The sequence below is a fragment of the Flavobacterium sp. PL12 genome, from assembly GCF_039123485.1.
Classification (GTDB): domain Bacteria; phylum Bacteroidota; class Bacteroidia; order Flavobacteriales; family Flavobacteriaceae; genus Flavobacterium; species Flavobacterium weaverense.
On record NZ_JBANDI010000012.1, the window covers coordinates 88,086 to 110,213 of the forward strand.

At 32.3% G+C, this 22,128-nt stretch carries 22 protein-coding genes and 1 pseudogene; 6 read left to right on the forward strand and 17 right to left on the reverse strand.

Annotation, left to right across the window (positions count from 1 at the left end):
- Positions 1-142 precede the first annotated feature (142 nt).
- The 10 genes from RCH19_RS07535 to RCH19_RS07580 all read right to left on the reverse strand — a co-directional run bounded on the left by RCH19_RS07535 (position 143) and on the right by RCH19_RS07580 (position 9,384).
- Positions 143-964, reverse strand: a complete 822-nt coding sequence (locus tag RCH19_RS07535) for an energy transducer TonB (protein ID WP_343022704.1) — start codon at positions 962-964, stop codon at positions 143-145.
- 423 nt (positions 965-1,387) lie between these two features.
- Positions 1,388-1,939 (reverse strand): sigma-70 family RNA polymerase sigma factor, encoded by a 552-nt coding sequence (locus RCH19_RS07540; protein WP_343022705.1) that lies wholly within the window; start codon positions 1,937-1,939, stop codon positions 1,388-1,390.
- Positions 1,930-3,036: a glycosyltransferase gene (locus RCH19_RS07545; protein ID WP_343022706.1), complete on the reverse strand. Its 1,107-nt coding sequence runs from the start codon at positions 3,034-3,036 to the stop codon at positions 1,930-1,932. The genes RCH19_RS07540 and RCH19_RS07545 overlap by 10 nt, the downstream gene beginning before the upstream one ends.
- A gap of 99 nt (positions 3,037-3,135) precedes the next feature.
- Entirely contained in the window at positions 3,136-3,750 is a 615-nt protein-coding gene (locus RCH19_RS07550; protein WP_343022707.1) for an FMN-binding negative transcriptional regulator, read from the reverse strand.
- Between the two features lie 73 nt (positions 3,751-3,823).
- Positions 3,824-4,837: a UDP-N-acetylmuramate dehydrogenase gene (gene murB / locus RCH19_RS07555; RefSeq protein WP_343022708.1), complete on the reverse strand. Its 1,014-nt coding sequence runs from the start codon at positions 4,835-4,837 to the stop codon at positions 3,824-3,826.
- A gap of 124 nt (positions 4,838-4,961) precedes the next feature.
- Positions 4,962-6,023 (reverse strand): glycosyltransferase, encoded by a 1,062-nt coding sequence (locus RCH19_RS07560; RefSeq protein ID WP_343022726.1) that lies wholly within the window; start codon positions 6,021-6,023, stop codon positions 4,962-4,964.
- A gap of 2 nt (positions 6,024-6,025) precedes the next feature.
- Positions 6,026-6,697 (reverse strand): DUF2461 domain-containing protein, encoded by a 672-nt coding sequence (locus tag RCH19_RS07565; protein ID WP_343022709.1) that lies wholly within the window; start codon positions 6,695-6,697, stop codon positions 6,026-6,028.
- Positions 6,698-6,703: 6 nt separating this feature from the next.
- Positions 6,704-7,402, reverse strand: coding sequence for a thioredoxin domain-containing protein (locus RCH19_RS07570; RefSeq protein WP_343022710.1), 699 nt, complete (start codon positions 7,400-7,402; stop codon positions 6,704-6,706).
- 170 nt (positions 7,403-7,572) lie between these two features.
- Positions 7,573-8,283: a thioredoxin domain-containing protein gene (locus RCH19_RS07575; protein ID WP_343022711.1), complete on the reverse strand. Its 711-nt coding sequence runs from the start codon at positions 8,281-8,283 to the stop codon at positions 7,573-7,575.
- Positions 8,284-8,304: 21 nt separating this feature from the next.
- A complete protein-coding gene (locus RCH19_RS07580) occupies positions 8,305-9,384 on the reverse strand; it encodes a DNA replication/repair protein RecF (RefSeq protein ID WP_343022712.1) in 1,080 nt (359 codons plus the stop codon).
- Positions 9,385-9,616: 232 nt separating this feature from the next.
- On the opposite strand from RCH19_RS07580, the gene RCH19_RS07585 reads away from it, so the two are divergent.
- The 6 genes from RCH19_RS07585 to RCH19_RS07610 all read left to right on the forward strand — a co-directional run bounded on the left by RCH19_RS07585 (position 9,617) and on the right by RCH19_RS07610 (position 15,871).
- Positions 9,617-10,393, forward strand: a complete 777-nt coding sequence (locus tag RCH19_RS07585) for a tetratricopeptide repeat protein (RefSeq protein WP_343022713.1) — start codon at positions 9,617-9,619, stop codon at positions 10,391-10,393.
- Positions 10,394-10,519: 126 nt separating this feature from the next.
- Positions 10,520-11,095 carry a 6,7-dimethyl-8-ribityllumazine synthase gene (ribH, locus tag RCH19_RS07590; protein WP_343022714.1) on the forward strand — a complete coding sequence of 192 codons (576 nt, stop codon included), beginning with the start codon at positions 10,520-10,522 and terminating at the stop codon, positions 11,093-11,095.
- A gap of 165 nt (positions 11,096-11,260) precedes the next feature.
- The gene (gene mutL / locus RCH19_RS07595; protein WP_343022715.1) at positions 11,261-13,102 is read left to right on the forward strand and encodes a DNA mismatch repair endonuclease MutL; all 1,842 of its coding nucleotides are present in this window, start codon (positions 11,261-11,263) and stop codon (positions 13,100-13,102) included.
- Complete coding sequence (locus tag RCH19_RS07600; RefSeq protein ID WP_343022716.1) at positions 13,099-13,845, forward strand: rhomboid family intramembrane serine protease; 747 nt, start codon at positions 13,099-13,101, stop codon at positions 13,843-13,845. Before mutL ends, RCH19_RS07600 begins: the two co-directional genes overlap by 4 nt.
- A 20-nt stretch (positions 13,846-13,865) precedes the next feature.
- Complete coding sequence (locus RCH19_RS07605; RefSeq protein WP_343022717.1) at positions 13,866-14,735, forward strand: rhomboid family intramembrane serine protease; 870 nt, start codon at positions 13,866-13,868, stop codon at positions 14,733-14,735.
- 89 nt (positions 14,736-14,824) lie between these two features.
- A complete protein-coding gene (locus RCH19_RS07610) occupies positions 14,825-15,871 on the forward strand; it encodes an endonuclease/exonuclease/phosphatase family protein (RefSeq protein WP_121925944.1) in 1,047 nt (348 codons plus the stop codon).
- A 168-nt stretch (positions 15,872-16,039) separates the two neighbouring features.
- Here the strand turns inward: RCH19_RS07610 and RCH19_RS07615 are convergent, their stop codons facing one another.
- The 7 genes and pseudogenes from RCH19_RS07615 to RCH19_RS07645 form a co-directional block, all read right to left on the reverse strand.
- The gene (locus tag RCH19_RS07615; protein ID WP_343022718.1) at positions 16,040-16,666 is read right to left on the reverse strand and encodes a WbqC family protein; all 627 of its coding nucleotides are present in this window, start codon (positions 16,664-16,666) and stop codon (positions 16,040-16,042) included.
- A 75-nt stretch (positions 16,667-16,741) separates the two neighbouring features.
- Positions 16,742-18,295 (reverse strand): signal peptidase I, encoded by a 1,554-nt coding sequence (gene lepB, locus RCH19_RS07620; RefSeq protein ID WP_343022719.1) that lies wholly within the window; start codon positions 18,293-18,295, stop codon positions 16,742-16,744.
- 108 nt (positions 18,296-18,403) lie between these two features.
- Complete coding sequence (gene dapB / locus RCH19_RS07625; RefSeq protein WP_343022720.1) at positions 18,404-19,102, reverse strand: 4-hydroxy-tetrahydrodipicolinate reductase; 699 nt, start codon at positions 19,100-19,102, stop codon at positions 18,404-18,406.
- A gap of 248 nt (positions 19,103-19,350) precedes the next feature.
- The gene (locus tag RCH19_RS07630; protein ID WP_343022721.1) at positions 19,351-19,911 is read right to left on the reverse strand and encodes a DUF5683 domain-containing protein; all 561 of its coding nucleotides are present in this window, start codon (positions 19,909-19,911) and stop codon (positions 19,351-19,353) included.
- Positions 19,911-20,810, reverse strand: coding sequence for a ParB/RepB/Spo0J family partition protein (locus tag RCH19_RS07635; RefSeq protein WP_343022722.1), 900 nt, complete (start codon positions 20,808-20,810; stop codon positions 19,911-19,913). Before RCH19_RS07635 ends, RCH19_RS07630 begins: the two co-directional genes overlap by 1 nt.
- Before the next feature lie 4 nt (positions 20,811-20,814).
- On the reverse strand, positions 20,815-21,582 hold the full coding sequence (locus RCH19_RS07640; RefSeq protein WP_343022723.1) for an AAA family ATPase: 768 nt from the start codon (positions 21,580-21,582) through the stop codon (positions 20,815-20,817).
- 426 nt (positions 21,583-22,008) lie between these two features.
- Positions 22,009-22,128: pseudogene (locus tag RCH19_RS07645) on the reverse strand (IS982 family transposase); the annotation flags it as partial.

Here is a 22,128-nt window from a genome sequence, read left to right on the forward strand (position 1 = left end):
TCACCTTTATCTCTTCGCTGCGCTGCGAGGATATCGGCTCAGTCAGGGCTATGAGAGAACTTTTTTTAGTCTTAAAGATTATTTGTTAAAAACTAATAAGTAGAAAAGCAGCACTTTTCGATACTGCTTTTCTGCTTATTCACTATTCTGTTTTTATCGTAATGGGAAGATTGTAAGAAGTGCGCACTGCTTTACCGTCAATCATTCCTGGAGACCATTTGGTCCTCAAAGATTTTAATACTCGGATTGCTTCTTTACCTAAGCCAAATCCAGGATCTCTTTTCACTTGAATGTCAGTCATACTTCCATCTCTTTCGATTACAAAAGAAACGTAAATTCGGATTGTATTGTTATTGTCTATTTCAGGTTTTTCAAAATTATCTCCAACATACGAATAGAATTTATTTATTCCTCCGGGAAACTCAGGAAGTTTGTCTAATGCAGCAGTTGAAACGATCTTGTTTCCTAAATCTATAGTAGGCGAAGTATCTGCACCATTTTCTGAACCTGGCTTAGCGTTAATGCCTGCAATTCCACTTCCAGAATTTAGTGTTTCTGTCGTACTAACGTTGTCAGTATTTTTGGCAATATCTTGTACTGCTTGATCTGCTGTTACAATTTTGGGATTTACAAGTTGGTCACTTTTCGTTTGAATTGTTGCAACTTTAGTTTTTACTGCTGGTACTGATTTTTTGATTTCTAACTTATTAGGAGTAATAGCGGAGACTTGCACTATTATATTTAAAAAATCAGTTGCAACCACTTCTTCATCCACGCTTGGATTATAGTAGCTAACAATTCTAGGAATAGTTACAGCTACGGCTAGAAATAGCACGCCTATAAATAATGCTCGTAAAGAAGTTTTTGTACTCTCTTGGCGGAGTTTGTACGCTCCATAATCTTTGTTTCTATTCTCAAAAACAAGATTCGCCCAACTAGTTTCGTAGATGCTTAATTTTGACATAATTGATGGATTTAATGGTTAAGTAACATTTAAATCATAAGCAGTTAAAGTATTAAAAAGAAACATTTACTAATGTAATCAATTATGTAAATTTAGCAACAAAGTTTTTAATTATTGAAAATTTATTTATATAATTAACTTTTTAATTAACTTATTTTTATCTATTTTGTTGTTTTTAGAACAATAACACATTAGTAGAGCAAGAGATGAAGTTATTGTAGCCTACAATGATTTCGATTTATATTATTTTGGGAAAACTAAATCTTGATAAATTTAAATATCTCTGTAAATATTAGATTGTAATCGTGCTAAAATAATTGTGAATTAAAACAAGTGATTTGAATAAATCCAGAAGTCAAAGGAGTGTTGGAGACAATAATTTAGTTTGTATGAATCTAGATTTTAGCAAAAGTGTAAAAGAAATTATTTCTTTTTCTGAATAATTTCTGCCAATAATTTTTTTGCACGAAGTAGCTTAACTTTTACGTTGCTGAGTGGTTCGTCAATTTTACTAGCAATCTCTTGATAACTCATTTCTTGAAAATAACGGAGTTGAATTACTTCTTGATAATGTGGTTTTAACTCTTTTATGTATTGGAGTAATCGCGAGAGATTTTGTTCTGTAATTAGCATATCCTCTGCAGAGGGAGTAGTGTCTGCGATATTGTATGCTTGATGATCATCTTCATCTGTAATTTCGACAAAGAGACTAGCTTTTCTTTTTCGTAATAAATCGATATGTACATTTTTCGCAATAGCGATAAGCCAAGTGTTAAACTGGAATTCAGAATTGTAAGAAGCTATTTTATCGAAAGCTTTTGAGAATGTTTCGATTGTAATATCTTCAGCGTTAGTTTCATTTTCAGTACGTTTCAGCATAAAACCGTAAACTTCGTTCCAGTAATGGTTTAATAGAAAAGTGAAAGCGATTTGGTCACCTTGTTTTGCTTTTTCTATTTGTTTTTTTATTTCCAATGTACTGGTTTTGAGAAGATATTTGTAATAAATATATTAATTTGGGTAAATATCAATACGATTTCGATTATTGGATACCAATATACAACATCTTTTTCCTTTAATTTCCCAGCTGAAAATCCTATTACAATCCAGGTAATTAGATAACGCAATGCTATTAAACTTACTACTATAATCCACTGAAATTGAAATGCAAGTAAAATTATTGGCAATATTAAAAACAGAAGTTGTGAAAAATAGAAAAGACCTAATTGAAATTTATCAAATGATTTATAGTAATTGGCAGTAGCAACATGCCTTCTTTTTTGTACTATCCATTCTTTGTAACTTGTTTTTGGCTTTGAAAGTGTCAAACTTTCTGGTGTATAAGCAATTGTAGTGTTCTTAGCATTTGCTGCTTGGTTTACGAAAAGGTCATCGTCGCCAGAGCGAATTTGCATGTGTTCTATAAATCCGTTTACATTAAAAAATTCTTCTTTTTTGTAAGCTAGGTTTCTACCCACTCCCATATAGGGATGTCCTGATTTAGCCCATGAAAAATATTGAATTGCCGTTAGTAATGTTTCAAATCTAATAATTTTATTCAAAAATGAATTGACTATTTTTTCATATTTACCGTAACCCAAAACAATCGTTTTTTGCATTGTAAATTGAGAGCTCATAGCTGTAATCCATTCTTTGGAAGTGGGGTAGCAATCTGCATCTGTGAATAATAAATACTCTTTCTTGGCTGCTTTAATACCTAAAGTCAAAGCATATTTTTTATTTCCCCAAAATGCTTCATTATTCTCAACTCGCACTAAACGAATATTAGGATATTGTTTTTCAAAACCTTCAAATAGGTGCAACGTATTATCGCTTGAAGCATCGTCAATCAAGACAATTTCAAAATCGGGATAGTTTTGCTCAGCTAATAAAGGGATGAAATTTGCAACATTTTCTTCCTCATTTTTTGCACAAACAATAACAGAAATCGAGATTCTTTTTGGTGTAATTTTTTGGGTCTTAGCGAATGCAAATTTCGAAAAAACACCTAGATAGTACAAAATTTGAATCGCAACAATAAATATAAAAAAGTAAAGAATGATAATAAGCATCAGAGTTTAGTGTAATTTTAAATACTAAATTTTAAGAAAGTGCAAAGGTATGAAATACAATCATAAATTGTAAATTATAAATTTAAGAAATTGAATAAATTACATCGGACATTTTTTCATCTCAGCAGCGGTTGCAATAGCTTCTGGTAATTTAGTTTTCTCTAATTCAGATATAATTGTATTATAATTTTTCGCATCACGATTTTGTGACATCTTGCGCGTGGCTTGTATTTCGGTAATCTCTATTTCAAATGCAACAACGCCGCGACTTTGCGTCATCGTTGTCTCTGATAAATTTTCAATACGAATGGGATTTTCAGATTTCATCTCGTATTTATTCGTTAAATTTTTCAATGACTGTATAACGGCATCGCCTTCAATAATTTTAATTTTACCATAAACATGAACTGCAATGTAATTCCAAGTCGGTACATTTTCGTGATCGTACCAAGAAGAGGAAATATAGGAATGAGGTCCTGCAAATACAGCTAATACTTGATCGCTTTCTTTAAATCCTTCCCATTGTAAATTCTCTTTAGAAATATGTCCTTCTAAAATTGTTTTCCCATCAAGTCTGGTTTGTAACAACAAAGGAATGTGAGTAGCCCATAATTTACCACTCGTTTGGTTTATCAAAATACCAAAACCATGATCGTTTAGAAATTTTTTTATTTCTTCTTGATTTTCGTTTTTATAAATATCAGGCGTGTACATGTTGAGTTTTATATTAATTTGAAGGATTACTATTTACAATTTGGAATCTCATGTTAAATAAAAAAATACTGCATTAAATCACATTAACTTCCGCTTCAATTCGAATTCCAAATTTTTCAAAGATTGTATTTTGAATATCTTTGGAAATATTTAGAATTTCTTGTCCGGTTGCATTTCCATAATTAACTAAAACTAGCGCTTGTTTTTTATGAATTCCAGCATCTCCAAATCTCTTTCCTTTGAAACCAGCTTGTTCAATCAACCAACCTGCGGGTACTTTTACTTCGGTTTCAGAGATGTCGTAGTATTTCATTTCAGGGAACCTTTTATGAATAGCATTAAACTCAGATTTTAATACAATTGGATTTTTAAAAAAACTTCCGCTGTTCCCTAATTCTTTTGGATCTGGTAATTTACTTTGACGTATAGCAATAACAGCATTACTTATCTCCTCTAGCGTTGGTTCAACGATATTATTTTTGTTTAATTCTCCAGCAATATCTCCATAAGAAATATTGATTTTGTGGTTTTTCTTAGTGAGTTTGAAAACAACAGAAGTAATTATAAATTTATCTTTTTCCTCATTTTTAAAAACACTTTCTCGATATCCAAAATGACATTCTGCTTTACTGAATTCTTTAAGTTGTTGGTTTTCTATGTCTACTGCTTTGCAAGAAATAAAGGTATCTTTTATTTCAGTGCCATAAGCACCAATATTTTGTACCGGAGTGGTTCCTACATTTCCGGGAATAAGTGACATGTTCTCTAAGCCACCGAAATTTTGACTAATTGTCCAAAGTACGAATTCATGCCAATTTTCACCAGCTTGACTTTCAACCCAAACAAAATCGTCATTTTCATCTATAATTTTCTTTCCTTTTAAATCGATATGAATGACTAAAGCATCAATATCTTTGGTTAAAAGCATATTACTTCCACCACCTAAAACGAATATTTTCTCTACTTTATTTTGATGTAAAACTTGTGTTAATTCATCGATGGAATGCACTGCGATAAACTTTTTTGCTTTTGCTTCAATACCAAAAGTATTGTGTTTTTTTAAAGAATATTGATCTTGTATTTCCATAAAATAAGTGGATTTATTAAATTCTAATTTCAAAAGTAATAATTAAAATTTAGTGGAATAGGTTTTTAGTAAAACTACAGTTTAACTGTTGTAAACATTTATTCAAATTTTAGATTAAAGAGCTTTAATCAATAGCATTAATTAATTGGTGATACTTATCAGAAATGATTTTCATATTTGTGTTATAATTTACATGCTCTTCTATAAATATTCGATTTTTCCGTACGGCTTCCTGTCTGTGTTCAGGGTTATTAAAAGACCATATTAGCTCCTCGGCTAATTGTTCGTCATTATCTATAGTTACTAGTTGACCATTTTGACGATGATTTATCCAACTCCTATTTCCTGGAATGTCACTAACGATTGGATAACAACCACAAGCCATTGCTTCAAACAGTGAGGCAGATACTCCTTCAGTTATTGGCATACTGATGTAAAAGTTAGATTCTTGTAATAACTTTGGTAATTCGGTATTAGAAATTCGACCCGTGAATTTTACTTTATTAGCGATTTGAAGTTCTTTTGCTAAATCCTTCAATGCATTTAGTTGACTTCCGTCTCCAACAATTGTCAATGAAAAATCTATTCCTTTTTCATTCAAAACCGCAAATGATTTTAGGATAGTTACATGACGGTATTCTGGTAATAAAGACCGCGTTACGATTGCATGAATTTTTTCTGGTGTAGCAGTATTTTTATTTTCAAATTTATTTAAATCAATACCTTTTGGCAAAACTAGAACTTTACTCATATCTACCTTATTCTCAATCATTGATTCTGTCATCACTGGACCCCATGCATGAATTAAATCTGCTTTAGTAAAAGCATAATTTTGAATTATTTTCTTTAGTGGTAAACTAATAGATTTTTCTGGCCACAAGTCTGTTCTGCCTTGCTGTGCAATTGCTATTGGTTTTATGCCGCTCATTGCTGCGAGAAAACCATAACTAGTAGTTCGCTCCGCAATGACCATGTTTGGTTTTTCGAGTTTAATTAGAGATTTAATTTTAGATATCGCAAATAAAAATTCCCAAACGCGTTTGATTCTATTTTTGCTATTGTCGCTGGGCGTTTTTAATTCCCACGTAATGATTTCGAAATCACCAAATTCCTCAAGTCCATTCATCCAAGTAATTGCATCTGCTCTGTAGGACTCTCCAAGAAAAAGTATTTTCTTTTTCATTATAATTATTCAGACGTTAAAGCACGATTTATAAAATCGTTTAACGGTTTCAAGGCTATTAATTTCTTACTCATTACCTCCACAAAGTCCTTTTTAGCAACTGCAGAAAGATCAATTGCCTGAGAGGACTCAAAACTTTTTAATTTAAGTAGCTCAATTGCGGGATGCTCTTTTTCGTAACCTCTTGGTGGATTTTTCAAGGTGTTTTTTTCATTGCGATCGAAATTCTTAAATTCTTTTTTGAAACTTTTCTCTTCAAGAATTTCTTCTAAGTCTTCATAAAAATAAGCAATCTCTTTTCTCATTTTCTTTAAGTCCTCAGATTCTGGACAGTAGAGACCGCCAGCGATAAAACTTGCATCTTTCTCTAAATGAATATAATATCCAGATCTATTTTGGCCTTTTGCTCCAGATGAAAACCAAAAACCCAAATGTGATTTGTAAGGTGTTTTATCTTTTGAAAACCGAATGTCACGGTTTATTCTAAAAGTGCAGTTTTTAACTTCTTGCATTTCAAGTGATGCGTCAAGCGGTTTCAGAGCATCTAATAAATCAGATGCTAATTGATAGTAATCTTTTTTAAAAGCTTCGTAGCGCTTTTTATTTTCTAAAAACCAATCTCGATTGTTATTCGCTTTTAAATCATCTAGAAATTGTAGTGTTTCTTTTGAAAGCATAGTGCGCTACTGTATTTGTTTTCTTAAGTCTTCTTCACTAATATATCCAGAATGTTGCCATTTTTTTTCACCTTTATTATATAAAAACATTGTAGGAAGTTCGCTGATTTTCATCGCATCCATTAATGTTTTATTTTTATCGGCATCTAATCTAATTAATTCAAATTCGTCATTATTCTCTTTTTGCATTTTCGCAATATAAGGTGCCATTTTTTTACAAGGAGCACACCATTCAGCGTAAAAATTCACAAGAATTTTTTTGTCTGAATTTATTAACTTATTATACCCGTCAACTGTAAGGCCAATAGTTCTTCCAGTTGGTTTTGACATTCCTGCTGCGTCCCATTTTAGAATTCCACCTTGTAATTCGTAGATTTTTGTGAATCCTAACTCTTCAAGTTTGCTTGCAGCGCTTTTACTTCTGCCACCACTTTTACAATAAACAAAAACAGGTTTTGTTTTGTCTAATTTTTCTGCTCCTGCAACAAAACTATCTCCAAGCCAGTTCACATTTACAGCGTTGTCAATATGTGCTGTCGAAAATTCTTCTGGAGTTCGCACATCTAAAATTTGTGCATCTGGAGTTGCTTCCATTTTTTCAGCAAAAGATTTTACATCGATCGTTTGAGTTTCTTTTGTTGTTTGTCCATTACATGACAAGATAAAAAACGATATAATTACGAGTATTTTTGGATTAAATTTCACGATATTTTATTTTAAAATTGTTTAGGCTAAATTAGTTAATTTTTTAAGTTTAAAAATCTTAAAGAATACTAAATTAAAGTTATAAGTTGCTAACTGTAAAAGGGTGATTTCTTTATTTTCCTGAAGTGGAAGCAGTTTAAAGCAAAGTACTAAACTACTCTTATTTTTTACTACTGTATTAAGGAGTGAAATTGCTTTTTCAATTCTTCTTTAGTGACAAGACCGCCATGCTGCCACACTATATTTTTAGTTTTATATAAGATGAAGTAAGGAACTATTTCAATGTTCATTTCTTGAATTAAAGTTTTATTTTCTTCTGTATCTATATTAATAATAATAAGATTTTTACTGAACTCTTTTTGCAATTCAGTTAGATATGGCGTCATCTTCTCACAAGGATCACATGATTTCTCTGAAAAGTTAATTAGTATATTTTTATCGCCATTTAATAAGGAATTGAATTGTTGCTTTGACATTCCGATTCGCTTATCTGTAGTTTTATTATAAATTGAAGACTTCCAAGAATTAAAACCACCTTTAAGTAAATAGATGTTTTTGAAGCCTAATGAATGTGCATTTTTTGCTGCGTCTTCGATTGTAATTCCGTCATTATCATAAATGAATAATGATTTAAGTTTGTCAAATTCTTGTAATTTGTGAGCAAATTTTTTACCGTTCCACTGCACATAAACTGCGTTGCTAACATTTTCGATAACGAACTCATTCGGTGATCGAATGTCTATAATCTGAGGCTGTGATATCGCTGTAGTCTTATCATGAAATTCTTTCGCCTCAAGCGTAATAATAGAGCTTTGCGCTTTTTCTTTACAAGAGAAAGTTATAGATATGAGTACTAAAAAATAAAAGACAGTTAGTTTCATTGAATGTTCACTTTTTTTGACTTACAAATTAAAAATTTTATATGTCTGCTGTGTTAATTTGAGAATTGTCTCTGTTCGTTCTGGGTGAGTATCTGAAATAAATAGTTGGCCAAAAGTGTCGCTGTTTACCATTTCTATTATTTTGGCAACACGGCTTTCATCAAGCTTATCAAAAATATCGTCAAATAGTAGAATAGGTTTTACACCACTTTGTTTCTTTAAAAATTCAAATTGAGCTAGTTTTAAAGCAATTAAATAGGTCTTTTGCTGTCCTTGGGATCCAAATTTCTTAATAGGATGATTATCGATTTCAAATGCTAAATCGTCTTTATGAATTCCAATACTTGTATATTGCAACGCACGATCTTTATTGATATTTTCTTGCAAAAGAGCCAGTAAATCTTTTTCGAATAAGTGACTTTCGTAAACCAATTGCACTGTTTCTTGCGAACCTGTTATAGCTTGATGATGCTTATTGAAAATGGGAATAAACTGTTCAATAAATTCTTTCCTTTTTTCGAAAATATAGTTTCCAAAACCATTTAGTTGCTCGTTGTATATCGATAGCGTGTCATTCTCAAAAACATGATTTAAAGCAAAATATTTAAGTAAAGCATTTCGCTGGCTTATTACTTTTTGGTATTGAATGAGTTGCTGCAAATAATGCGAATCTAATTGCGAAATAACACTGTCCATGAATTTCCTCCGCGTTTCGCTTCCTTCGACAATTAAATCTCTGTCGGCTGGAGATATAATAACTAAAGGTATAAATCCAATATGATCTGAAAATTTTTCATACGATTTACCATTTCGCTTTAGGATTTTTTTTTGTCCTTTTTTCAAACTGCAAACAATTTGTTCGCTGCGTTCATTTTTCTCAAATTCAGCATCAATCACAAAAAATTCCTCTCCATGCTTAATGTTTTGAACGGCAAGCGGGTTAAAATAGCTTTTCCCGTACGACAAATGATAAATTGCGTCGAGGACATTTGTCTTTCCAATGCCGTTTTTACCAACGAAACAATTTATTTTGGCATCAAAATCAAAATTTGCTTCGGAAAAATTTTTATAATTGAAGAGTGAAATATTTTTTAAATACATGGGTAAGGCTTACTGGTATTAAGAACTTTGCTGTTTTTAAATGAATTTTTCAAAGAGGGTGCAAATTATTGAAAATTATCGATAAAACGCCCATTTGTCTCCGTTTCATTGGTAATTATTTTGCCTATGGCGGTAAAGAATCACATAAGGCGTTTTTTTTTAATATTAAAGCATTTTTCTTGTGTGGGTATGAATAAAAATTTTATTTTTGCGCTTCACTAAATTATAAAAAATGGCAACGTACAATAAACGAGGATATAAAGCACCAAAAGAAAAAGAAGTAAAGGATGATGCAGTTAACGCAACTGTAATTGATGAAAAAGATAGCACAACTGCTGAAGTTTTCTCAAAATTAGACGAAACTGCTTCATTGACTGAAAACTGGGTAGCTAAAAACCAAAAAATCATTATTGGATTAGTTGCAGCTGCAGCTATATTCACTATTGGATATTTGGCATATCAACGTTTTATTGCTTCACCTAAACAAGATGAAGCTGCTAATGAAATGTTTTTAGCACAGCAAAATTTTCAAAAAGCAACTGATGGTGTAGCTAGTGATTCATTATACAAATTGTCATTAAATGGATCAGAAGGTAAATTTGGATTTTTGAAAATCGCAGATGAATATTCTGGAACTGATGCGGGAAATTTAGCTAATTATTATGCGGGTATTGCTTACTTAAATACTGGAAAATATACAGAAGCTATTGACTATTTGAACAAATTTAATTCTGATGATATTGTTTTAGGAGCTTTGGCAAAAGGAGCTATTGGAGATGCTTATTCTGAAAAAAATCAACCAAAAGAAGCTTTAGATAATTACGTTAAAGCGGCTAATATGAATAAAAATGATTTTACTTCTCCACGTTTCTTATTGAAAGCGGGTAAGGTAGCTTTAGGTTTAGGAAATAAAGCTGATGCATTAAAATATTTTCAAGATATCAAAGATAATTACGATGGTTCTCCTGAAGCGGCTACGATTGACGTTTTAATTGGGTCAGCACAGTAAATATAAGTTAGCATTTTAAAATTGAAGGTTAGAGGTTACTAGTTAGTTGGATTTTTTCTAAATAACTTGTAATTTCTAACCTTCTCTTGTATCTTTAACTTTTAAATTCTAAAATCTAATCTCAAGATGGCTACTGTAAATAAAAATTTATCAGAGTACGATAAAAGCTCACTCCCAAACGCAAAAGATTTCCGATTTGGAATTGTAGTAGCGGAGTGGAATGAAAATATAACCGGAGGACTTTGTAAAGGTGCAATCGAAGCACTTTTAGAAAACCAAGTTCCAGCACACCAAATTATTCGATGGAATGTTCCTGGTAGTTTCGAATTAATTTATGGTTCGAAGAAAATGTTACAAACTCAGAACGTTGATGCCGTGATTGCAATAGGATGTGTAATTCAGGGTCAAACAAAGCATTTTGATTTCGTTTGCGAAGGAGTAACACAAGGAATTAAAGATTTGAATGTTCAAACAGATATTCCCGTTATTTTTTGTGTCCTAACAGATAATACGATGCAACAATCGATTGATAGAAGTGGTGGAGTACATGGTAACAAAGGCACCGAGGCAGCAATAGCTGCTATTAAAATGGCTTTTATCCGTCAACAAGCTTCATTAACACATCAAATAGATAATCAGCATCTATTGTCGTCTGGTGCTTTACAAATTGAGGAAGCAGCACCCTTAGAATTAAAAGAATAAATCGTAAAAAAGGTATTTAAATATTCAACCTATACTGTTTTAAATAGTATAGGTTTTTTGTTTTATTTATGACTAAACAAGCTACTATTCCGGCAGGAAATTCATTAAATTTGCATTCCTTGATTTCAAAAAATAAAATCAAAAACTTTAAATCTAAATTCTTTAATGTCAAGTATTATTCAGTTACTTCCTGATCATGTTGCGAATCAAATTGCTGCTGGAGAGGTAGTTCAAAGACCTGCCTCGGTAGTTAAAGAACTTCTTGAAAATGCAGTTGATGCTAGGGCGACAGACATCAAGTTAATTATAAAAGACGCTGGAAAGGCGTTGGTGCAAGTTATCGACAATGGTTTAGGAATGAGTGTGACTGATGCTCGTTTATGTTTTGAGCGTCATGCTACCTCTAAAATTCGTCAAGCTGAGGATCTATTTTCATTACATACCAAGGGTTTTCGTGGAGAGGCTTTAGCTTCTATTGCTGCGATTGCGCATGTGGAAATGAAAACTAAGCAAGATCAAGAAGAGTTAGGAACCCACCTTGTTGTGGAGGGAAGTAAATTTATTTCACAAGAAGTAGCAGTTTTGCCAAAAGGAACTTCTTTTGCCGTAAAAAATCTATTTTTTAATATACCTGCACGTCGCAATTTTCTAAAGTCGGATACGGTTGAGTACCGCCATGTAGTTGATGAATTTCAACGTGTAGCATTGGCACACCCAAAAATACATTTTACGTTCTATCATAACGGTAGCGAAATGTTTAATTTGCCTCCTGCGACCTTACGTCAGAGAATTGTCAATGTGTTTTCAGGTAAAACTAATGAAAAACTAATACCTGTTCAAGAGGAAACCGATATCATTACAATTGAAGGATTTGTTAGTAAGCCGGAATTTGCTAAAAAAAGTAGAGGCGAACAGTTTTTCTTTGTTAATGATCGCTTTATAAAAAGTGGTTATTTGCATCATGCAGTTATGGCCGCATATGATGGAATTTTGAAAGATGGTACGCAGCCTAGTTATTTTTTGAATTTAACGTTGCCTCCACATACAATTGATATTAATATTCATCCAACTAAAACAGAAATTAAGTTTGATGATGAGCAAGCTTTATATGCTATTTTGAGAGCGTCGATTAAGCATGGTTTAGGTCAATTTAATGTTGCGCCTGTTTTAGACTTCGATCGTGATTCAAATTTAGACACGCCTTACCATTATAAGGATTTAGATGGTGCTACTCCAACTATTCAAGTAGACGGTAGTTTTAATCCATTTTCTGAAGAAAAACCTAGCAAGCAATTTTCAACGTACAAAAAGCAAGAATCCACAGCAAACTGGGAGAGTTTATATGTTGGACTTAAGCAAGAACCTCATGAAGTTGATCATCTAACTTTTGAAAATGAAGAAATGACATCTTCTTTATTTCATGATGAAGAGATTGAGCAGTCTGTTCATAAAACTTATCAAATTCATAAAAAGTATATAATATCTTCGATAAAGTCAGGGATGGTGATTGTAGACCAGCAGCGTGCACATCAGCGTGTTTTATACGAGCAATTTCTTATCAATATGACTGTTCATCAAGCGTCTAGTCAGCAGTTGCTTTTTCCATTAAATTTATTTTACTCCACAAGTGAAATGGAGTTAATCGCTGGATTACAACTTTCGTTGATGAATACTGGATTTGTTTTTGAAGAGAACAATAAAGATCATATTGTAATTTCAGGTATTCCAGTTAATGTCACTGAGAGTGAAGTTTCCATTATTTTTGAGCAATTATTAAGTGATTTACAAGATGGAATCCCCGAAAGTAGTTTTAGTCAAAATGATACGATTGCCAAGTCAATGGCTAAAAGTTTAGCTGTAAAAACTGGAACGCACTTAACAGAAAAAGAACAGGAAAATTTAGTAAATGGTCTCTTTGCTTGTAAAGATCCAAATGTTTCCCCATTTCAAAAACCCACTTTCATCACAATGCGTGTGGAAGATTTAGATAAAAAATTTATAATATGAGAAACGTAACTGAAACCGTTAAGCAATTAATTATTATTAACGTATTGTTTTTTGTGGGCACTTTAGCTTTAGGCGATGTAGCCTATAAATATTTGGCTTTATATTTTCCTGAAAATCCTAGTTTTGAATTGTGGCAAATAATCTCGCATATGTTTATGCATGGTGGTTACATGCATATTTTCTTTAATATGTTTGCCTTGTATTCTTTTGGTTCAGCGTTAGAAAGCATTTGGGGAAGCAAAAAGTTTCTATTTTTCTACATTTCTTGCGGACTCGGTGCGGCTTTAATGCACACTGGCGTGAATTACTATTTTTTCCAAGATGGTTTAAGTACTCTCTTAGCGAATGGATTTCAAAAACAAGATATTTTACAGCTTCTAAATGAAGGTAAAATTAATACAGGTTGGCAAGAAGTTTTAACGACTTCTGAGTTTAAAAATTTCACTAGTGCTTACTTAGGAACAGCGGTAGGAGCATCAGGTGCTATTTATGGAACTATAGTTGCTTTTGCCTTCATGTTTCCTAACGCAGAACTTGCTTTAATGTTTATTCCTGTGCCAATTAAAGCTAAATATTTTGTTCCCGGAATAGTTCTAGTTGATTTATATTTAGGAATCTCTGGTCAATCTATTTTTGGCGGTGGAGGAATTGCCCATTTTGCTCACGTTGGTGGTGCCTTGTTTGGATTTATTATAATGTGGTGCTGGAAGAAAAATCAGTTCAACCAAAATCGCTGGAATTAATTCTAAAATTTAATTAGGTAATGAATATAATTGACGACTTAAAATTGCAGTATAAAGCGGGAGGAATAGTTATCAAACTAATTTTCTGGAACGCTGGGTTATTTATAATTCCTTGGCTTGTTTTTACGCTTTTGTCATTTGTAGGATTGAAAATTGATTATATGCAATTTGTGAGTTTGTCTTCAAATCCCGAAAATCTAGTTTGGAAGCCATGGTCGCTTTTTACCTATGCTTTTTTTCATGCTGGAATTATGCATATTCTTTTCAATTTGATTGTTTTGAATTTTGCAGGTCGGTTGTTTATGACTTATTTCACGGGCAAGCAATTACTAGGTTTGTATTTGTTAAGTGCTATTTTTGCAGGGATTGTTTATGTTTTAGTTTTTTATGTTTTAAATATTAGCGCACCTATCGTAGGTGCTTCAGCAGCTATTATGGCAATTTTAGTAGCAACAGCTACGTATCATCCTTTAATGGAACTTCGTTTATTTATTATAGGCAATGTGAAGTTATGGCATGTTACTGCTTTCATTATAATTGTTGATTTAATGCAATTGCGATCTGAAAATATGGGAGGACATATATCGCATCTTGCAGGCGCTTTTTTTGGATTTATCTTCATAAAATTGCTACAAAATGGAACCGATTTAAGTAAAATCGTAACTGCAGTCTTAGATTTTTTCGTAAATATATTTCGAAAGAAGGAGGGAACTCCTTTTAAGAAAGTACATAAGAATTATAGCAAACCAATTGAAAAGCCCACTTCTAAAATAATCACCAAAGATAAGTCACAACAACAAATTGATGAAATTTTGGATAAAATTAGTCAGTCTGGTTACGACAGTCTTACTAAGGATGAAAAAGAATTCTTGTTTAAAGTTGGTAAATAGCTCGTCTAGTCCAAACAATTGTTGGAAATTGCGCTTGTAAACTTTTATAGCTAGTTTTATGTATTCTTAAAATTAAAAAAATATAAGAAATGAAAAATTTGTCATGGTTTAATAAAGGAATGTTTTTTTTCAATATTGTCCTTACTCTTGTGACTTTCATTGCTTATGTTCTACCATTCTTAGCGCCAAAATCTTTTCCTCTGTTATCAGTTTTGACATTGTTTATGCCGCTATTTTTCGTTTTAAACGCTATGTTTTTTATTTATTGGGCATTTCAATTTAAAAAACAATTGATTGTATCAGGCTTAGTTTTACTGCTTGGAATAACTTTTATTAATAAGTTTTATAAATTTTCTACTCCTCCATTTTCTGTCGAAGAGAAAGATTTTACAGTAATGAGTTATAACGTTCGCTTGTTGAATGTTTTTAAATGGATAGATAGAGATGACGTCCCAGCTGATATTTTGGGTTTTATAAATGATAAAAACCCTGATATTTTGTGCATTCAGGAATATGCTGCTTCCGCTAAGATTGATTTAAAAGTTTATCCACATCGTTATATTTTTACGACCGGAAATCAGATAAAAACGGGACAAGCCATATTTTCCAAATTCCCTATAATTGATCAAGGAAATATTGTTTTTCCAAACTCTAATAATAATGTCGTTTTTGCAGATATCAAAAAAGGAAAGGATATTATCCGTGTTTATAATATGCACTTGCAATCAATCAAAATCTCTCCTGACGTCAATGAAATTGATGAAAATATAGATGTTATTAATCAGCAAAAATCACAGAAACTTTTTAGACGGATTAGCAAAGCTTTTAAACAACAGCAGCAACAAGCAGAAATCTTTAGAGAGCATAAAAACGAATGCAAGTATCCCATTATTATTTGTGGAGACATGAATAATAGTGCTTTCTCGTACGTTTACAGAAGTATTAAAGGGAAGATGAAAGATGCATTCGAAGAAGCAGGAACGGGCTTTGGTGCAACTTATAAATTTAGATATTATCCGGCGAGAATTGACTACATATTTGCTGATGATAAAATGACAGTTAAAAGTTTTGAAAGCTTTCCTGATTTTGTCAATTCAGATCATTTTCCTATAATGACTCGGTTATCGTACGAATAAATATGTTGTTAATTTCAATACGTTTTTGCGTGAGGGTTTGAAGTGAAGCTCTTTTTATTGGAGTGATGTTTATCACTTTAATAAAAAAGCGGGAACAAAAAGCCCGACCCAAATTTGTGAGGAGGAATGACGAAGCAATATTTAGGGTCACGCCTAAATAAAATTTGCCTATTTTATAATTAAGGTTTGCTCTTTTAAATAGTCCATCGCGTATTTACCTTCATTAAAAAGCAAATCTAAAACACTCAGATTATTTATAAAACCATATTTATCATCAAATACTTGAGTGTAATTTTGAAATGTGGAATTGTCTTTTTTTCCTTCTACTAAATGTCGTAAATCAATAACAGAATTATCCCCGATTTCATGAAAGTATTCGAGAGTTTTGTCAAAGTCTACTTTCATTCGCATGCATTTTAGCACAATTTCAAGTACCTCAAAATTGAGGTCAAGTAGGAATATATACTTTCGATCAAAAATGGGACGAAGGTCATCTTCAAAAAATTCGAAAAACGGCGAACTTCTATATGCGGTTTCTAAAGATTTAAAATGCTGTTTTTGCCAATCAAATTCCGGCTCAATTTTAATATCCTTAGTTTTTTGTCTGTTTTCTTTCGAATGTTTTATGGGAATATTTAATAGCTGAATTCCATTAGGACTGTAAATGTAGGTGCGGTTGCGATTAGTTTGTTTTTGGAAATTATCCTCTACTTCAAAAGTTACATTTTCAGATTGCGCTATAGCCACAAAATGACTTATTGATGGGAAATAGGTAGGGTGTAATAGCGTATTCATCTTTTTATTAAATTTTAAATTTTAAAGTTCGAAGACATAATTTGAGTTACAACCTCAAACTTTAAATTCTAGTAATTAAACTTTAGACTCTTTTCGTTTTTTCCAAAAGTATTCTCCAACGAAGAAAACTACTAATGCAAGAAGAAATAGTTTAAAATAAGATTGTGGTTGACCTTCGCCGCTCACCGTAGTGAACACTCTGTCCCAACGTATTTTATTTATTCCTTTACCATTTGGATCAATACTTAGCCAAATAAAAACTGGTTTACCTACAATATGATTTTCAGGTACGAATCCCCAATAACGACTGTCCTCAGAGTTGTGACGATTGTCTCCCATCATCCAGTAATAATTTTGAGCAAAAGTATAACTATTTACTACCTCACCGTTAATTCTAATTTCTGATCCAGTTACTTTCAATTCATTATTCTCGTAATCAGTTATTATCGCTTTGTATAATGGTAATGTTTCCATTGTTAAAGCTACAGTTTTTCCTTGCTCAGGGACATATATTGGACCATAATTATCTTTATTCCACTTATTAATATGAGGAAAAACGCCGTTATCAGCAGTTTTGGATATTTGTCTTACAACGGCTGTAATGCCAGGTGTGTTTTGGAATTTTAAAGCTCCAGCTTCCGTTAACGCACTTAAAATTAGCGTGTCTCTTTTAGTGTCATCAGTAAAAAATGCCGGATCTGTGATGTCTAAATCTTTAAACAAATATTCTAAATTCACAGGAGTTTTTCCGTCAAAAGCAATTTTATATGAAAATTGTGGTTTTGCACGCTCCGGTAATTGCAATATTTTACCATCTATATATACAATTCCATCTTTGATTGATAGACTGTCACCAGAGATTCCAACACATCTTTTAACATAATTTGACTTTTTATCTACAGGTTTGTAAGCGCGTCTTTTTGATGTGTCAAAAAATTTGTAAACGGTGTCAACTGGCCAGTTAAAAACGACAATATCAGTGCGGTCAATATTTTGAATTCCGGGCAATCTCATGTAAGGAAGTTGCGGATAGGTCAAATAAGATTTTAATTTTGTCAATGGTATAGAGTCGTGGACCATTGGCAAAGCAATAGTTGTCATAGGAACACGCGCGCCATAATTCATTTTACTCACAAATAAAAAGTCACCAACAAGTAATGATTTTTCAAGTGAAGAGGTTGGTATAGTGTACGGCTGAATTAAATAAGTATGTACTATTGTAGCAACAATAACTGCAAACAATAGGGAACTGATCGTGTCAGCTGTTTTGCTTTGAGGTGTTAAACTTCTATCAGTTACATATTCTAATTTTTGAGTATAGTTTACATAATAAATGTAAAAGCCTAGCGTAGCGATTCCTAAGAAGGTATCTAACGCAGATCTTTTTCCAAAACTGCGTAAGGTTTCAACCCAAACTACTGGAAAAATAATTAAATTTATTATCGGAAGAAATAATAAAATAGTCCACCAAGTAGGTCGTTTTATAATCTTCATTAAAACAATTGCGTTGTAGACAGGTATAGCTGCTTCCCAACGTTTTCTTCCCGCACTCTCATATAGTTTCCATGTTCCTAAAAAATGTATGATTTGAACAAGTAGAAAAAATATAAACCACTGATATACTGACATAATATGCTATTTTGATTTTGATATTTGCCAATGTTATTATTTTGGCAGTCTTTTCTTTTATTAATTTATTCTTGGATTTAGAAACTCTAATTTCTGTTCTAAATCGTTTTAAAGTTCGAGTACGTCTTTCATTGTAAAAACACCTTCTTTCCCCACAATCCATTCAGCAGCAATTACAGCACCAAGAGCAAAACCCTCACGATTGTGTGCGGTATGCCTAATTTCTATTGCATCAACAGCTGAATTGTAAGTTACGCTGTGCGTACCTGGTACAGTACCTATTCTTTTGGTTTCGATATGTATCTCATTTGCAGTTGCGTTTTCCAATGTCCATTTGTTGTATAAGCTATTTTCAATAATACCTTTTGCAAGTGAAATCGCAGTTCCGCTTGGTGCGTCGAGTTTTTGAGTGTGATGAATTTCTTCCATTCCAACGGAGTAGGAATCAAATTTAGACATGATTTTTGCTAAATACTCGTTGATTTCAAAAAATATATTTACTCCTAAGCTAAAATTAGAACTAGAAATAAATGCCCCTTTTTTTTCGCTACACAATTGAACCATTTCTTCATAATTTTCTAACCATCCTGTTGTACCTGAAATTACGGGCACATTAGCATGAAAACAGCTTGAAATGTTTGAAACTGCCGCAGATGGAACACTAAAATCGATAGCGACGTCAGCATTTGATAGGCCATCGAACGTATTGTTTTCGTCTTTTTTTAAAACGATTTCATGACCTCTTTCAATCGCAATTCTTTCAATCACTTGTCCCATTTTTCCGTATCCTAAAAGCGCAATTTTCATTCTTTTATTTTTTTTAATTTTTGTGTAATTTGATATGACTCAAAGTAAAAACGCTTTAAAGATTCCAGTATAATATTCGAACAAAAATTATTCATTCTAAAGTTTTTCAAGCTTCAGTAATCAGAATAATTTACTGCTGTAATTAAAACTAAAACAATTTTCATTAAAAATTATAACTTTCTAATTTTATTCAGAAATGTAATAACGGACATAATTTCTATTACTAATCCATCTTTATAAGCACTAAACTAAAAGCTATAGTTAAGTGTTAGTCCCACATTTGTTTTGAATGTTACATCGTTAGGATAAAGTACTGGTCTTACTGATAAATTCTCATCAACATTAAATTGGATTAAAGCCGCGTCTACGTTTGCGTCAATAATGTTCAGAGCATAAAAAGCAATTGTAACTAAGGCTGATAAATCACGATTCCTTTGATAGAACTTTTGCCCAGCGATTAATCTATTGTTGTCAAGAAAAGCCAAGTCATCCGTCACATAACCCTCAAGTCTACTCTTGTAAGCATCTCTATACTGATGGTATTTTTTATTATTATCCACATAAAAATAGATACTTGTTCCTAAAGCCCCGTAAACTAAAGGTATTTTCCAATATTTCTTGTTATATGCTTGTCCAAGACCAGGTAAAACCGCTGAAAAAAACGCAGCTTTGGCAGGAGTCAATGGATCAATATCTTTAGACTTTAACGCGTCTTTACCAACTAGAACTCCCTCGGTCTTCACTTGAGCAAAAACGCTTGCGGTTCCAGTTGTTAGATAGAATAGAACTATAAATATAATCTTATTCACTACTCGTTAATTAATTTAATGATTCTGTTAAAGTCTTCTTCAGAATGGAATGGAATTGTAATTTTTCCTTTGCCATTTCCAGCGACTTTTACATCCACTTTTGTGCCAAAGTAATTTGTAAACTTACTTTTTTGAGATTCGCCTATTTCAAACGAAGCAGCTTTTGTTTTACCTACTGGCTTTGGTTTTAAGCTTTCTTGGTAATTTTTAACAAGTGCTTCTGTGTCGCGAACCGAAAGATTTTGACTAACAATTTTTTGATAGATATCCGTTTGTATGTCTTGGTCTTCAATGTTTATAATTGCACGACCGTGACCCATACTTATAAAACCATCACGAATCCCTGTCTGAATAATAGGATCTAATTTTAAAAGACGTAAATAATTTGCAATTGTAGATCGTTTTTTACCAACACGCTCACTCATTTGCTCCTGTGTCAATTGAATTTCGTCAATCAATCGCTGGTATGAAAGTGCAATCTCGATAGGATCTAAATCATGACGCTGAATGTTTTCAACAAGTGCCATTACGAGCGACTCATTGTCATTAGCAATTCTGATGTATGCGGGAACGGTTTTTAATCCAACTAAAGTTGAAGCACGAAGACGTCTTTCACCAGAGATTAATTGATATTTATTAAAATCTAATTTTCTAACTGTAATAGGTTGGATAACACCTAATTCCTTGATCGAAGTAGCTAGTTCTCTCAATGATTCCTCGTTGAAATTACTTCTAGGTTGAAAAGGATTTATTTCAATAGCTTCAATTTCAAGCTCAATAATATTACCTACAACTTTATCTGCATTTTTATCATCTACAGATTTGATATCGTTTTCAGGATCTTTTAGTAATGCCGATAAACCTCTTCCCAAGGCTTGTTTTTTTATTGCTTTTGCCATAAAACTATTTGCTGTTTTTCTTGATAACTTCCTGAGCTAAATGCAGGTAATTAGTTGCGCCTTTGCTAGTTGCATCATAATTGATAATGCTTTCGCCAAAACTTGGTGCTTCGCTTAATTTCACATTTCTTTGAATAATAGTGTCAAAAACCATGTCATTAAAATGCTTTTGAACCTCTTCAACCACTTGATTCGATAAACGTAATCTAGAGTCAAACATGGTTAAGAGTAATCCTTCAATATCTAAGTCCGGATTGTGTATTTTTTGGATACTTTTTATCGTATTTAATAACTTTCCTAAACCTTCCAAGGCAAAATATTCACATTGAATTGGAATAATAACGGAATCGGCTGCCGTAAGAGCATTCAATGTTAATAATCCTAATGATGGTGCACAATCAATAATTATAAAATCATAGTCATCTTTCACGCTTTCTAATGCTTGTTTAAGCATATATTCACGATTTTCTTTATCGACTAATTCTATTTCAATGGCAACAAGATCGATATGTGAAGGAATGACATCAACGTTTATAGCGGAACATTTGAGTATAGCTTCTTTAGGAGTGTTACTATGTTCCAGAATTTGATACGTACCAATGGCAACAGACTCTACGTCAATTCCCAAACCAGAACTGGCATTTGCCTGTGGATCAGCATCAATAAGAAGTACTTTTTTTTCTAAAACGCCTAATGAAGCGGCAAGATTAACTGATGTTGTAGTCTTTCCAACGCCTCCCTTTTGATTAGCAATCGCAATGATTTTGCCCATTTATTTTTGTAAATTTTGAACCGTAAAAATACAATTATTTATGGTTTCTAAAAATCTATTTTGTAAACATTTCTTAATGTCTGATTCCTTGCTGATTGATGATTTTTAATTCTATCTACGATTAATTTTTAAAGGAGCTATTCCAGCTGTACACTTCAAGTTCTCGAGCGGATTCCTATTTTTTCTAAACCCATAAAAGGAGCTCGCTTTGGTCGCTCTTTTCTGGCAAGAAAAATTGGAATCCGCTTCTCGAAGCTTTTCGCTACCATCTGGGCTAGGAGTTGAGAGATAATTCTAAGTATTTTACTGTTTTGGAGTTTTTATGACTTATGAACATAAATTTCAAAATTCATATTTGTCTGAATCTTTCAAAATCTACTATAATTAGCCAATAAGAATACTTATACTATAACCCGTTGGGTGTAATTAATTGATTTGTATTTTAATATTGTTTATTGGTCTGTTAAATATGAACTTATTAATATATTGAATCATAGTTAGAGACGTTATTTTTGCTAAAATTCGGGTTTTAAATCCATCAAAAGA

Coding starts and splice junctions, on each gene's coding strand:
- RCH19_RS07535 (WP_343022704.1), bottom strand. CDS start 964: ATGTCAAAATTAAGCATCTACGAAACTAGTTGGGCGAATCTTGTTTTT.
- RCH19_RS07545 (WP_343022706.1), bottom strand. CDS start 3,036: ATGCTTATTATCATTCTTTACTTTTTTATATTTATTGTTGCGATTCAA.
- RCH19_RS07550 (WP_343022707.1), bottom strand. CDS start 3,750: ATGTACACGCCTGATATTTATAAAAACGAAAATCAAGAAGAAATAAAA.
- murB (WP_343022708.1), bottom strand. CDS start 4,837: ATGGAAATACAAGATCAATATTCTTTAAAAAAACACAATACTTTTGGT.
- RCH19_RS07565 (WP_343022709.1), bottom strand. CDS start 6,697: ATGCTTTCAAAAGAAACACTACAATTTCTAGATGATTTAAAAGCGAAT.
- RCH19_RS07575 (WP_343022711.1), bottom strand. CDS start 8,283: ATGAAACTAACTGTCTTTTATTTTTTAGTACTCATATCTATAACTTTC.
- RCH19_RS07580 (WP_343022712.1), bottom strand. CDS start 9,384: ATGTATTTAAAAAATATTTCACTCTTCAATTATAAAAATTTTTCCGAA.
- RCH19_RS07585 (WP_343022713.1), top strand. CDS start 9,617: ATGGCAACGTACAATAAACGAGGATATAAAGCACCAAAAGAAAAAGAA.
- ribH (WP_343022714.1), top strand. CDS start 10,520: ATGGCTACTGTAAATAAAAATTTATCAGAGTACGATAAAAGCTCACTC.
- mutL (WP_343022715.1), top strand. CDS start 11,261: ATGTCAAGTATTATTCAGTTACTTCCTGATCATGTTGCGAATCAAATT.
- RCH19_RS07600 (WP_343022716.1), top strand. CDS start 13,099: ATGAGAAACGTAACTGAAACCGTTAAGCAATTAATTATTATTAACGTA.
- RCH19_RS07605 (WP_343022717.1), top strand. CDS start 13,866: ATGAATATAATTGACGACTTAAAATTGCAGTATAAAGCGGGAGGAATA.
- RCH19_RS07610 (WP_121925944.1), top strand. CDS start 14,825: ATGAAAAATTTGTCATGGTTTAATAAAGGAATGTTTTTTTTCAATATT.
- RCH19_RS07615 (WP_343022718.1), bottom strand. CDS start 16,666: ATGAATACGCTATTACACCCTACCTATTTCCCATCAATAAGTCATTTT.
- lepB (WP_343022719.1), bottom strand. CDS start 18,295: ATGTCAGTATATCAGTGGTTTATATTTTTTCTACTTGTTCAAATCATA.
- dapB (WP_343022720.1), bottom strand. CDS start 19,102: ATGAAAATTGCGCTTTTAGGATACGGAAAAATGGGACAAGTGATTGAA.
- RCH19_RS07635 (WP_343022722.1), bottom strand. CDS start 20,810: ATGGCAAAAGCAATAAAAAAACAAGCCTTGGGAAGAGGTTTATCGGCA.
- RCH19_RS07640 (WP_343022723.1), bottom strand. CDS start 21,582: ATGGGCAAAATCATTGCGATTGCTAATCAAAAGGGAGGCGTTGGAAAG.